Source organism: uncultured Proteiniphilum sp. (assembly GCF_937873925.1).
Classification (GTDB): Bacteria; Bacteroidota; Bacteroidia; order Bacteroidales; family Dysgonomonadaceae; genus Proteiniphilum.
On sequence record NZ_CALNAT010000256.1, the window covers coordinates 1 to 12634 of the forward strand.

A 12634-nucleotide genomic window follows, 5' to 3' on the forward strand; every position below is an offset into this window, starting at 1 on the left:
AGCGACCACTCGCCCCCCAGACGAGTACTCTAAACCGGACTGAGCTACATCCCGCAAAAGTGAGTGCAAAATTATCACTTAAATTTGAATTACGCAAATTTAGATTCTGCTTTGTTTAATGTATATTATGAATTTATTTGTGATCGGATAAAAAAATAGTTGTTAATTTGCGTCTCAAAATATAAGTAAAGAGATTGTTGATAATTCTTTGACTCCCCATTGCTGTGATATCTGAATGGGAAAGTGATGAACATGCTATCGGCATTGAGTTTCAACAGAATGAAAATAAAATAGTTATATTAAATGACCTTCACTGCAAAACAAATAGCCGCTTTCCTGAAAGGTGAGATAGTCGGCAATCCGGAAGTAGAAGTTTCCAATTTTTCGAAGATTGAGGAGGGGAAAGCAGGAACCATCACTTTTCTGGCCAACCCGAAATACACACCTTATATTTATAAGACAGAGGCCGATATTGTGCTCGTAAATAATGACTTCGAGCCCGAGAAACCTATTCGTGCCACCCTCATAAAAGTGCCTAATGCTTATGCGGCATTGGCATCGTTGATGGAGATGGTAAATAAGAGTATTCCCCGGAAGAGCGGAATCGATACAATGAGTTTTGTAGCACCTACCGCGAAGATTGGAGAACAGGTCTACGTAGGGACATTCGCCTACATCGGCGACTACGTGGAGATAGGGGATGACAGCAAGATCTACCCGCAATCCTACATAGGAGAGAACGTGAAGATCGGGAAAAATACAATCATCTATCCCGGGGTAAAGATTTATCACGGTTGCGCGATAGGTGACAATTGTATCATACATTCGGGTGCGGTGATCGGTGCAGACGGGTTTGGCTTTTCCAAAGAGGAGGAGGTGTACCATAAAATTCCCCAGTTGGGAAATGTGCTCATTGAAGATGATGTGGAGATCGGGGCCAATACTGCTATTGACCGTGCCGTGATGGGCTCCACTGTAATCCGCCGTGGAGTAAAACTTGATAATCTTATACAGATAGCCCACAATTGTGAAATTGGTGAGCATACGGCTATGGCTGCCCAGGTAGGGATCGCCGGTTCCACCAAGATCGGTGAAAATTGCGTGTTTGGCGGGCAGGTAGGTATTGGCGGACATATCACTATCGGGAAAAACAGCCGGATCGGGGCACAGTCCGGCATCATCAGCAATACTGAAGAGGGATCGGAGGTCATAGGCTCTCCGGCCATGCCAGTGAAAAGTTTTTTCAGGTCAAGCATCCTTTTGCCCAAGCTACCTGACATGTACCGGCAGCTGAATGCCTTGGAAAAAGAACTTCTTGAACTCAAAAAGAAGCTCGCCGCCGGTGATTAAACAACGTTTCCGTTAAGAAATTGGTATACATTTCACAAATTCGGAAAGAATCTGTGCAACTGGTCATGTGAGTAAATATGCATTTTATTCCACGGTAATGGGGTAAAATCGTTAAGTTGATGTTATCTTTGCACATAAATAGGAGAAATGAGAAATAAATTAAATATAAGGTGAAACAGAAAACATTACAAAGCAGCTTCACATTAAGCGGCGTAGGTCTCCACACCGGATTGGATATCGTAGTTACTTTCAATCCCGCACCTGTAGACCATGGATATAAAATAAAGAGAATTGACCTCGAAGATCAACCGGTGATTGAGGCGTTGGCCGAAAATGTAGTGAATACGCAACGCGGGACAGTGATCGCTAAAGGTGATGCAACCGTAAGTACCATCGAACACGGGCTTTCCGCACTGTTTGCCCTTGGAATAGATAATTGCCTGATCGAAGTAAATGCGTCCGAATTTCCCATTCTTGACGGGAGCGCAATCGAATATGTGAAAGCGATCCGGAAAGCGGGTGTTCAGGAACAGGATAAAGACAAAGACTTTTATGTTGTACGCAAGAAGATAGAAGTATCCGATCCGGAGACCGGCTCGAAACTGACACTGCTGCCTGACGATTCGTTTTGTATCAACTCCTTCATAGAGTTTGAATCGCAATATATACCCAATCAATCGGCTTCGTTGGATACCGTCACCGATTATGAGACGGAGATCGCTCCTTCACGTACTTTTGTATTTGTACGCGAGATCCAGCAATTACGCAAGGCAGGCCTTATCAAAGGAGGAAATCTGGATAATGCGATCGTAATTTATGAGAGGAAATTATCACAGAAAGAATTGGATAATATCGCTGATGAATTGAATGTTCCTCACCACAACGCTGATGAGTTGGGCTATCTGAACAATCGTAAACTGATGTTCCCCAATGAGCCGGCGCGCCACAAACTGCTTGACATTATCGGCGATATGGCGCTCATCGGGAAACCTATCATGGGGCGCCTTATTGCCATGCGACCCGGTCACAAGATCAACAATCAACTGGCACGGATGATCCGCAAAGATATCAAACTCAATGAGGTGCAACCCCCCGTATACGATGTGACCAAAGAGCCAGTCATGGACAACAACCGCATCCGCGAATTGTTACCTCACCGTTATCCTTTCCTGATGGTAGATAAAATTATACAGATGACGGACAAGTTTATTGTGGGCGTGAAAAATATTACTACCAATGAACCTTTTTTTGTCGGACATTTTCCTCAGGAACCGGTGATGCCGGGGGTATTGCAGGTAGAAGCGATGGCTCAGACGGGAGGACTGCTCGTCCTTGCCGGATTAGATGAGCCGGAGAGATATTCTACCTATTTTCTCAAGATTGATAATGTGAAATTCCGCCATAAAGTGGTTCCGGGGGACACCATTCTCTTCAGGGTAGAGCTCACCAGCGAAATGCGCAGGGGCATTGCTACCATGCGGGGACTGGCATTTCTTGGGGACAAAGTAGTTTCCGAAGCCGATCTTACGGCACAGATCATCAAAAACAAATAAGATAAACCGACCGGATATATGAACAGTGTTTCATCTTTAGCTTATGTGCACCCTGAGGCTAAACTCGGGGAAAATGTAATTATAGAGCCTTTTGCGTATGTCGATCGCAATACGGAAATAGGAGAGGGTACTCGTGTGATGACACATGCGACGGTGCTGTACGGGGCACGTATCGGAAAAAACTGTACCATCTTCCCTCACGCTACAGTAGCCGGCATCCCGCAGGACCTTAAGTTCCGGGGTGAAGATACAGAAGCGATTATCGGAGACAACACCACCATACGCGAATGCGCCACCGTGAACAGAGGCACCGCCTCGAAAGGATTCACAAAAGTAGGGGCCGACTGCCTGATTATGGCGTATAGTCATGTGGCGCACGATTGTGTGCTCAACGATCATATAATTCTGGGTAATGCTACCCAGCTGGCAGGCGAAGTGGAGATTGATGATTATGCGATTATCAGTGGTGGTTCGCTGGTACACCAGTTCACCAGAGTTGGCGCTCATGTGATGATACAGGGTGGCGCCAAGGTTCCCAAGGATATTCCCCCGTATGTGATGGTCGGACGTGAACCGATCATTTATGTGGGACTCAATGTGGTGGGACTGCGACGCAGAGGTTTTACCAGTGAGCGCATCAACTCTATCCAGGAAATATACCGTTATCTGTACCAATCTGGGTTCAATGTTACGCAGGCAACGGAACGGATCGAAAATGAACTGCCTGAAACGGACGATCGTAATGATATCCTGGAGTTTATCCGTTCTTCAAGCCGCGGCATCGTACGCGGTAATATGGAGGGGTAGAACATGCCTGGTATTATTTTTCCGGCCGAATGGTATCCGCAGAGCGCTGTTCAGGTCACCTGGCCGCATCGGAATACCGACTGGGCAGAGTCTCTGGAAGAAGTAACCGCCTGTTATGTGGCTCTATCGAAAGAGATACTCCGGAGGGAAAAGTTGCTGGTTGTGTGCCGGGATACCGGTGAAGTAGAAAAATATTTTTCCGGGGATGAGCGGGAAAACCTCCTCTGTGTGGAGATAGAGAGTAATGATACGTGGGCGCGGGACCACGGGGCGATTTCACTCTTTGTAGATAATAAACCCACAATTTCAGATTTCGGTTTCAACGGATGGGGATTGAAATTCGCTGCCAACCGTGATAACCTGATTACAGGCAAGCTTTTCGAAAAAGCCGTTTTGCGGCCTGAGGTTGTCTACCTGAACCGTTTGAATTTCATTCTTGAAGGAGGATCGATAGAATCGGACGGAAAAGGGACGATACTTACTACTACGGAGTGCCTCTTATCTCCCAACCGCAATCAGCCGATGACGCAAGATGAGATCGGAAATTATCTGAAGCATGCCCTGGGCGCCGAACGTATTCTATGGCTCCGTCACGGCTTTCTGGCGGGAGATGATACCGACAGTCATATCGATACGCTTGCCCGCTTTTGTGAGGAACGTACCATTGCCTATGTGAAATGCGACGATCCCGAGGACGAGCATTATGACGAACTGAAAGCAATGGAAAAGGAATTGGAATCGTTTGTTGCATACGACGGCCGGTCCTATCGCCTGGTTGATTTACCTATGGCCGATGCCGTCTACCACGATGGAGAACGCCTGCCCGCTACCTATGCTAATTTTCTCATTATCAACGGTGCGGTGCTGCTCCCGTTCTACGGCACGGAAAAAGATGAGATTGCAAAAAGACAATTGCAGAAAGCATTCCCGGACCGGGAAATAGTCGGTATCGATTGCCGACCGCTTATCCGTCAACACGGTTCCCTGCACTGCGTAACTATGCAGTTGCCTATTGGATTTCTCTGATGGAAAGTGGAGGTAATCGATTTAATGATTTGAAGATATGTCGATTTGACGATTTATTTAATCGCCAATCTGCCAATTACTAATTCCGTCTTGGTTCTTTGTTCTTTATTCTAAATTCTAAAAATATGAAAGTAGGAATCATTCAACAAGCCAATACGTCCGACAGGGAAGAAAACGTAAAGCGCTTACAGCAAAAAATCAGACAGCTTGCTAAAGATGGAGCAGAGTTGATTGTGATGCAGGAGTTGCATAACGGTCTCTATTTTTGTCAAACGGAAGATACGGCTGTGTTCGACCAGGCGGAATCTATTCCTGGCCCGTCCACCGATTCCTTCGGCCGGCTGGCAGAAGAACTGGGGCTGGTCATAGTGCTTTCCCTGTTTGAGAAGCGCGCTTCCGGCCTTTACCATAATACGGCAGTAGTGATTGAGAGAGACGGAACCATTGCCGGAAAATACCGGAAAATGCACATCCCTGACGATCCGGCGTATTATGAGAAATTTTACTTTACCCCCGGCGATTTGGGTTTTCATCCCATTGAAACATCGGTGGGAAAGTTGGGAGTATTGGTCTGCTGGGATCAATGGTACCCCGAAGCGGCGCGCCTGATGGCGCTGGCCGGAGCGGAACTGCTGATTTATCCTACCGCTATCGGCTGGGAATCTACCGATCCTGAGGAGGAAAAACAACGACAACTCGATGCGTGGGTCACCCTGCAGCGGGGACATGCCGTAGCTAACGGTTTACCCGTTATTGCCGTAAACCGTACCGGCTTTGAACCCGACCCGTCGGGACTCACCAATGGTATTCATTTCTGGGGGAACAGTTTTGTGTGCGGGCCGCAGGGAGAATTTCTATATCGTGCTGCCGACCGTGAAGAAGTTGTCCATATGATTGAGATCGACAAGGTGCGTACCGAGAATGTGCGCCGTTGGTGGCCTTTTTTCCGGGATCGCCGTATCGATGAATACGGAAAATTGACCAAACGCTGGATCGACTGATTTTTTTTGACGAATAGATAAAGGCCGCCCGATTATGAGCGACCTTTTTTTATACCTTATTTTTCGAATTAATTATCTGCGTCCGGAAGATCTGCCGGAGCTGCTGTTTTCACTGCTGCTCCTTGAAGACGAAGTGGTTGTGCTGCTGTTGTTCCTACTCGAGGAACCGGAGCTCGACCTTACCGTAGTACTTTCGTTATTGCTTCTTGAGGAGCCGGAACTCGATCTTGTCGTAGTCTCGTTTCTGTTATTCGAAGAACTTTGTTGCGGACTCGCTGTCGTACTTCTACTACTGCTTCCGGAGGAGTTTTGTGATCTGACCGTTGTACTACTGCTGTTACTTCTGGTGGGACTTTGCGGTGTAACCGTGGTGCTCCTGGTGTCGGATGAACTGCTTCGCGTATCGGTTACCGAACTGCTGTTGCTCCTGCCGGAGGAATTCTCCTGAGATCTTACGGTAGTACTCCTGTCATTGCTTCCCGAAGAGTTTTGTGACCTGACCGTCGTACTGCTGTTATTTCTGGTGGAACTTGACGGTGTAACCGTGGTGCTGCTATTGGATGAACTGCCTCTTGGGGTGCTTTCAGAGGATCTTCCCGTTGCGTTACGGTTTGTAGATGTTCCGCTCCGCGAAGTTGTCCCTTCCGAAACCCTTGTATTGCTGTTGCTGTTCCTGACAGTTCCGCTGCCGGTAGTACTTCTGTCTGTGCTCCTGCCGCTTACGGAAGATCTCGTATTGGTTCTGCTGCTGGTTGCATCGGGACGATACACGCTTACTGCGTTGCCGCTGACCCTTGTCGCCCTGCCGGAGCGATTATTGTTGCTTTCGAGTCGGCGTACCGTAGTTTTTCTTCCTGTTTCACGTTCGTAGTCCCTGGCGCTCGGGCCGCTGTAGTAACGGTTATCGTTGTATATGTAGGTGTTATTGATGATGGTCGTCCTGTTATAAATAGTAGGGCTGTACCTGTTATAATACCTGTGCATATTGCTGTTATACATATATCTGGAAGGCAGGAAAGTCCAGTAGCTGGTAGGCATATTCACATAAATATTGATGCTTATCCGGGGATCCATGGGCGCCCATCCGTAATAACCGCCGCCGCTTCTCCATGTCACCCATGCGGGTGCCCATTCGTAGCCGGGAACCCAGGCCCAGCCGTAGTAGTCGTCGTAGTACCAGCGCCCGTAATGGAAAGGAGCCCAGCCCCACGAGAAGTTTGACACCCAGGTGTTTCCGTAATCGGTCATTACCCAGTATCCGTTAGTGGCATACGGATGAAAGTCTCTCCCTACATTGGGGATCCAGATGCGACCGTATGTGCGGTCGTTGATCCATCGCCCGTGAGGCCTCAGCTCATTGTAAAATACATTGAACGAGATGTCGCTTCCGGCGTAATCGTCATAATAGTATTCATCTTCGTAATAGCCATCATCGTATCCCTGGGAATAGAGATAACTCCGGGAGGTCCCGCATGACCAGAATACCAGTGCAATTACCATCAGGACGAGGGGGTGTCTTAAAGCTTTCATATCCGTAGTTATTAAAGGATGTAACTTCATTTCTTTTCTTTAGCAATATGACATCCTTTTTATAGAATGGTTTAACATTCTCAATGGGAAACCTGAAAAGATCGGGTTTTACCTGACTCCCTTCCGACCTAACCCCCTATTCACTTTTATTTAAACACCTGATCGATCCCTGAGAATCCCATAAATGCCATGGCCATGATGCCGGCTGTGATCAGCGCAAGGGGTATTCCTTTCATTGATCTGGGAACTTTGGTGAGCGCCAGTTGCTCGCGGATACTTGAAAAAATGATCAATGCCATGGCGTAACCTATGGCGGTAGCTACGGCGTAGATAACCGACTCCAACAGGTTATAATCCTTCTGTATCACCAGAATCGCCACTCCCAGGATCACACAGTTGGTGGTGATCAGCGGCAGGAACACTCCCAGCGCCTGGTAAAGCGCCGGTGATATTTTTTTGAGTACGATCTCCACCATCTGCACTAATGCGGCAATCACCAGGATAAAGGAGATGGTTTGCAGGTATCCCAACCCGGAAGGTTCCAGAATACCTTTCTGCAGAAGGAATGTGACGATGGTAGCGATAGTCAGTACAAACGTGACAGCCAGTCCCATGCCGATAGCCGTATCCACTTTCTTCGATACACCCAGGAACGGGCAGATGCCCAGGAACTGGGCCAGCACCACGTTGTTTACAAATATGGCAACGATAATGATTCCGATAATTTCCATAATCCTTGAGGGTTAGTTTGTTCCTTCCTTCTTCTGAAGCTTGTTAAAAATGGCGATCAGGTATCCCAGCACGATGAAAGCGCCCGGCGCCAATACAAATATCAATGAGCCGAACTGTTCGGGGTAGATGTTCAGTGAGAATATCTGTCCGGTGCCCAGTAATTCACGTACAGCACCCAATAGTGAGAGTGCGAAGGTAAATCCCAGTCCGATGCCTATCCCGTCGAAAACCGATGAGATCACACTGTTCTTCGAAGCGAACGACTCAGCGCGTCCCAGCACGATACAGTTCACTACAATCAAAGGAATGAAGATACCTAAACTGTCGGCCAGTGCCGGTACATAAGCGTTCATCATCATTTCGATAATGGTCACGAAGGTGGCGATCACCACAATGTAAGCCGGAATGCGTACCATGTCGGGGATCAGGTTTTTCAGCATCGAGATCACCGCGTTGGAGCAGATCAATACAAACATGGTTGCCAGTCCCATGCTCATACCGTTGATGGCGGAACTGGTAGTTGCCAGTGTGGGGCACATCCCTAAAAGCAATACAAAAATAGGGTTTTCTTTAATAATGCCGTTGATCAGCACTTTCAGGTTGTCATTCATTGTCGTTTCCTCCCTCCTGTGATGTTATATCCTGTTCATCATTGTCATTTGTTTCCCCGGAAATGTTTGTTACGCTGCCTGATTGGGTGGTTCCGGTAGTGTCGCTTTCAGATTGGGTAGCTCCGCTTGTCGCATCCATATTTCCCGAGTAGGCAGCGTAAGCCCTGTTGATCGCTTCGAGAAATGCCCTCGAGGTGATGGTCGATGCGGTAATGGCATCCACATTTCCTCCGTCATTCGAAACGGCCAAGGCTCCTTTCGACAGGTCTCGTCCGATGATCGACTGCGAGGGTTTGGCTGCATCCCTGAACCACTCTGACATCTTCGAACCCAGTCCCGGTGTCTCACCATGTTGCAGTACCGAGTAATTCACGATCCTGTGTTCCATATCGAAGCCTACCATGATCTGTATATTTCCGCTGAATCCGTTGGTGGAGAAACTGTTCAGTGCATAACCCACGATCTCATCCCCTTTCTTTGCAGGGTAAACCAGCAGTGAGTCCCCCTGTCCGTCCGGCATCAGGAATGCTTCGGCGATCGGGTCGTTATCAAACGCGGGCACCACTTCGCTGATGGCGTTCTGCAATTTCATCGCTTTGGCATCTGCTATCGGCTTTGCCGTCATTTTGTTCACTTGGGCCAGCAATACGGCTACCGTCAGGCATATCAGCGATAGCGACAGGAACATATTTTTGAAGGTTGATTCTAATTTAGCCATGTTTCACTACCTCCCCGAATCGTTTTGGCGTTGTGTAATTATTGATAAGTGGCGTAAAGGCATTCATCAGCAGGATCGCGAATGAAACCCCTTCGGGATAGGCTCCCCAAAGGCGGATGGCGATGGTGATAAAGCCGATGCCTACACCGTAAATAAGCATTCCCTTTTTTGTCATGGGCGATGTTACATAGTCGGTCGCCATGAAGACCGCACCCAGCATTAATCCTCCCGAAAAGAGGTGGATCAGCGGGTTGTAGAGCGGGATGGGATTAAAGATGTAAAGTATTCCCGTGAAGATGGCGACGGTCGCCATGATAGAAATGGGGATATGCCATGTGATGATTTTCTTCCAGAGCAACCATCCTAAGCCGAGAAGCAGTGCCAGTGCGCTCATTTCTCCCAGGGAGCCGGCTTCGGTACCCAAAAACATGGTCTGTAAAGAGGGCAGCAGTTCCGGATTCAGTTTCAGGTTGCCGAGTATGGTCGCCGAACTGACGGCATCGATCGTGAAGGCGGTTTCCGGTGCCGGCCAGACGGTCATCTGTGCCGGGAATGAGATCAGCAGGAAGATACGTCCCGCGATGGCCGGGTTAAAGATGTTATTCCCCAATCCTCCGAAAGAGAGCTTTACCACGCCGATAGCGAACAGGCACCCCAGTGCCAGAATCCAGACGGGCAGGTTTGACGGTACGTTGAATGCCAGCAGTACGCCGGTGATGATGGCCGAACCGTCGAGCACGGTGGGCGTTTTCTTCATCATATATTTTACGATGAGATATTCAAATCCCACGCAAAAAAGCACAGCCAAAGCGGTAATGATCAGTGCATCCAGCCGGAAGACGTACAAAGCAACCAAAAACGCCGGAATGAGCGCGATAAGCACCCCGTACATATTTTTTTGAATCGTGTCTCCGCTGTGTATATGAGGTGAAGGGGAGACAACCAGTTTGTTTTCCATATTTAAAGTTACTCTACGCGTTAATTCTTTCTTGTCCTGATGATTGTGTTCACTCTGCTTTTTCCCAGCCGGATATAATCGAGCAGCGGCCGGTCGGCGGGACAGGTGTAACTGCATGAACCGCATTCAATACAATCGGTGATACGGTTATTTTCCGCCCTGTCCCATACTTCAAACTCCGTCAGGTTCATCAGTAGGGTAGGGTTCAGGCCCATGGGGCACACACTTACACATTTAGCGCAACGGATACAATCCTTCATCGCCTTCCGTTTTGCCTCTAGCGTGGGAATAAGCAATATACCCGAAGTTCCTTTGGTCACCGGTACGTCGGTGCTTGCCAGCGCTTTTCCCATCATGGGGCCGCCGCTGACGATCTTTCCGGTGGTGTCCGGCAGTCCGCCGGCAGCCTCGATCAGGTTGCCCACAGGAATACCTATGCGTGAAAGGATGTTACAGGGCTGTTTCACATCCTTTCCGGTGACGGTCACTACCCGTTCAACCAGGGGCTTGTTCTTCTGTACCGCCTCATAGGCAGCCAGAATAGTTCCTACGTTTTGTACCACCGCACCCACTGAAATGGGCAGGGCGCCGCTCGGAACCTGGCGTCCGGTCAGGGCGTCGATCAGCTGTTTTTCCCCTCCCTGGGGATACTGTACCTTCAGGGCCTCTACGCTGATGTTGGGGTATGCCTTCGCATATTTCCCGAATTTCTCAATGGCGTCTTTCTTGTTGTTTTCAATACCGATAATGGCTTTATCCACATTCAATGCTTCCATCACGATGGTGATCCCCACTATGATCTCCTCCGTTTTCTCCATCATCAGCCGGTGATCGGAGGTGAGCCAGGGCTCGCACTCTACTCCGTTGATAATCAGTATTTCGGGCTTGGAGCCCGGAGGAGGCGTCAGTTTTACGTGCGTGGGAAAAGTGGCACCACCCATGCCGACAATACCGGCGGCGGCAATTTTGTCGAGGATCTCTTTGGATGAGAGCCGGCACTCTTTTTTCAGGTCGGGTGAGCGGTCGATTGACTCTTCCCACTCATCGCCTTCCACTTTGATGATCACGGCATCACGCCGGTAGCCGCTTGCATCGATCGCTTTGTCGATTTTCACAACGGTACCCGACACGGAAGAGTGAATATTGGCCGAGACAAATCCCACGGTCTTGCCGATGAGGGTACCGACCTTCACGGCGTCTCCTTTTTTTACCACAGGCTGGCAGGGAGCGCCGATGTGCTGGGCAAGCGGAATGATCACCTGATCGGGAGTAGCAATGGATTGTATTGCGTTTCCGGCAGATATTTTCTGTTCTTTCGGGTGAATACCGCCAATTCTGAAAGTTTTTAACATATATACTATCCTTAATCTTATGCGTCAACTGTAGCTTTTTCCCCTTTGGGCAACTCCGGTTTCTCTTTCCGGGGCGGGAAATTCAACTCCAGGATGGAATTGGTGGGGCAGACCGGCACGCATTTACGGCAGAGCCGGCATTTGTCGTCAATAATATAAGCCAGGTTATTTTCAATGGTGATGGCTTCAAACGGACAGACCTGCTGGCATTTGCTGCATCCGATACATGCTACTTCGCACGACTTCCGGGCTACGCCTCCTTTTTCTTCATTCACGCAACTCACATAGATACGCCGCGATTTGGGACCCTGTTTACGCAGCTCGATGATATCTTTCGGGCATGCTTTCACGCAGGCGCCACAAGCGGTACATTTATCTTCCACCACTTCGGGGAGCATGGTCTCCGGATTGATGTGAATGGCGTCGAACGCACAGGATTCCACACAGTCGCCCAGGCCGAGACAGCCGAAAGAGCATCCGGTGTCACCGCCATAAAGTACAGCGGCGATGGTACAGTTGGAAATTCCGTCATATAGGTTGGTACGGGGACGATGTTCGCATGTCCCGCTACAGCGCACCACCGCTATCTTTTTTACCGCTACCGGAGCTGCTTGCCCCAGGATCGACGCTACCTTATCCATGGTCGTCTGGCCTCCTACGGGGCAGTTGAGCCCTTCCAGCGTTTCAGCTTTCACGCAAGCCGATGCGAACGACGCGCATCCGGGAAATCCGCAGCCGCCACAGTTGGCAGCGGGCAAGGCATCCTGAACCTCCTGTATGCGAGGATCTTCCTCTACCTTGAATTTTTGTCCTATCAGGTACAATATGGCGGCGCTACCGGCGCCGATCACACCTAAAGTTACCACGGCCGTAAGTAATACACTCATATTTTCATTTTATGATTATAGTAAAAAGTTTCAAACTAAAAGCTAAAAGTGAAAAGTTTGGGATCTTTGGTTTGGGAATTGAGATTTGTGATATTACTTAACCACTTGA

General features: G+C 48.8%; 12 protein-coding genes. 5 read left to right on the forward strand and 7 right to left on the reverse strand.

The features are described from left to right. Nucleotides 1-303 precede the first annotated feature (303 nt). The 5 genes from lpxD to Q0502_RS18325 all read left to right on the forward strand — a co-directional run bounded on the left by lpxD (nt 304) and on the right by Q0502_RS18325 (nt 5737). Entirely contained in the window at nt 304-1350 is a 1047-nt protein-coding gene (lpxD, locus tag Q0502_RS18305; protein WP_298653908.1) for a UDP-3-O-(3-hydroxymyristoyl)glucosamine N-acyltransferase, read from the forward strand. Between the two features lie 170 nt (nt 1351-1520). Further along, the gene (locus Q0502_RS18310) at nt 1521-2903 is read left to right on the forward strand and encodes a bifunctional UDP-3-O-[3-hydroxymyristoyl] N-acetylglucosamine deacetylase/3-hydroxyacyl-ACP dehydratase (RefSeq protein WP_298653910.1); all 1383 of its coding nucleotides are present in this window, start codon (nt 1521-1523) and stop codon (nt 2901-2903) included. A gap of 18 nt (nt 2904-2921) precedes the next feature. Further along, nucleotides 2922-3710, forward strand: coding sequence for an acyl-ACP--UDP-N-acetylglucosamine O-acyltransferase (gene lpxA, locus Q0502_RS18315; protein WP_298653913.1), 789 nt, complete (start codon nt 2922-2924; stop codon nt 3708-3710). A 3-nt stretch (nt 3711-3713) separates the two neighbouring features. Beyond that, nucleotides 3714-4736 (forward strand): agmatine deiminase family protein, encoded by a 1023-nt coding sequence (locus Q0502_RS18320; RefSeq protein WP_298653915.1) that lies wholly within the window; start codon nt 3714-3716, stop codon nt 4734-4736. 125 nt (nt 4737-4861) lie between these two features. Then, nucleotides 4862-5737: a carbon-nitrogen hydrolase gene (locus Q0502_RS18325; RefSeq protein ID WP_298653917.1), complete on the forward strand. Its 876-nt coding sequence runs from the start codon at nt 4862-4864 to the stop codon at nt 5735-5737. Nucleotides 5738-5809: 72 nt separating this feature from the next. On the opposite strand, the gene Q0502_RS18330 is transcribed toward Q0502_RS18325, so the two are convergent. The 7 genes from Q0502_RS18330 to Q0502_RS18360 all read right to left on the reverse strand — a co-directional run bounded on the left by Q0502_RS18330 (nt 5810) and on the right by Q0502_RS18360 (nt 12525). Then, complete coding sequence (locus Q0502_RS18330) at nt 5810-7267, reverse strand: DUF6600 domain-containing protein (RefSeq protein ID WP_298653918.1); 1458 nt, start codon at nt 7265-7267, stop codon at nt 5810-5812. A gap of 146 nt (nt 7268-7413) precedes the next feature. Beyond that, nucleotides 7414-7998 (reverse strand): electron transport complex subunit RsxA, encoded by a 585-nt coding sequence (gene rsxA, locus Q0502_RS18335; RefSeq protein WP_298653920.1) that lies wholly within the window; start codon nt 7996-7998, stop codon nt 7414-7416. A 12-nt stretch (nt 7999-8010) separates the two neighbouring features. Continuing rightward, nucleotides 8011-8610 carry an electron transport complex subunit E gene (locus tag Q0502_RS18340; protein WP_298653922.1) on the reverse strand — a complete coding sequence of 200 codons (600 nt, stop codon included), beginning with the start codon at nt 8608-8610 and terminating at the stop codon, nt 8011-8013. Further along, the gene (locus Q0502_RS18345) at nt 8603-9328 is read right to left on the reverse strand and encodes an RnfABCDGE type electron transport complex subunit G (protein ID WP_298653924.1); all 726 of its coding nucleotides are present in this window, start codon (nt 9326-9328) and stop codon (nt 8603-8605) included. Before Q0502_RS18345 ends, Q0502_RS18340 begins: the two co-directional genes overlap by 8 nt. Next, entirely contained in the window at nt 9321-10286 is a 966-nt protein-coding gene (locus Q0502_RS18350; RefSeq protein ID WP_298653926.1) for an RnfABCDGE type electron transport complex subunit D, read from the reverse strand. The genes Q0502_RS18345 and Q0502_RS18350 overlap by 8 nt, the downstream gene beginning before the upstream one ends. A gap of 20 nt (nt 10287-10306) precedes the next feature. Continuing rightward, entirely contained in the window at nt 10307-11638 is a 1332-nt protein-coding gene (rsxC, locus tag Q0502_RS18355) for an electron transport complex subunit RsxC (protein ID WP_298653927.1), read from the reverse strand. 17 nt (nt 11639-11655) lie between these two features. After that, entirely contained in the window at nt 11656-12525 is an 870-nt protein-coding gene (locus Q0502_RS18360) for a Fe-S cluster domain-containing protein (protein WP_298653929.1), read from the reverse strand. Nucleotides 12526-12634 lie beyond the last annotated feature (109 nt).

Bases quoted from the DNA above. Each gene is read 5' to 3' on its own strand.
- lpxD (WP_298653908.1), top strand. From the start codon at position 304: ATGACCTTCACTGCAAAACAAATAGCCGCTTTCCTGAAAGGTGAGATA.
- lpxA (WP_298653913.1), top strand. From the start codon at position 2,922: ATGAACAGTGTTTCATCTTTAGCTTATGTGCACCCTGAGGCTAAACTC.
- Q0502_RS18320 (WP_298653915.1), top strand. From the start codon at position 3,714: ATGCCTGGTATTATTTTTCCGGCCGAATGGTATCCGCAGAGCGCTGTT.
- Q0502_RS18325 (WP_298653917.1), top strand. From the start codon at position 4,862: ATGAAAGTAGGAATCATTCAACAAGCCAATACGTCCGACAGGGAAGAA.
- Q0502_RS18330 (WP_298653918.1), bottom strand. From the start codon at position 7,267: ATGAAAGCTTTAAGACACCCCCTCGTCCTGATGGTAATTGCACTGGTA.
- rsxA (WP_298653920.1), bottom strand. From the start codon at position 7,998: ATGGAAATTATCGGAATCATTATCGTTGCCATATTTGTAAACAACGTG.
- Q0502_RS18340 (WP_298653922.1), bottom strand. From the start codon at position 8,610: ATGAATGACAACCTGAAAGTGCTGATCAACGGCATTATTAAAGAAAAC.
- Q0502_RS18345 (WP_298653924.1), bottom strand. From the start codon at position 9,328: ATGGCTAAATTAGAATCAACCTTCAAAAATATGTTCCTGTCGCTATCG.
- Q0502_RS18350 (WP_298653926.1), bottom strand. From the start codon at position 10,286: ATGGAAAACAAACTGGTTGTCTCCCCTTCACCTCATATACACAGCGGA.
- rsxC (WP_298653927.1), bottom strand. From the start codon at position 11,638: ATGTTAAAAACTTTCAGAATTGGCGGTATTCACCCGAAAGAACAGAAA.
- Q0502_RS18360 (WP_298653929.1), bottom strand. From the start codon at position 12,525: ATGAGTGTATTACTTACGGCCGTGGTAACTTTAGGTGTGATCGGCGCC.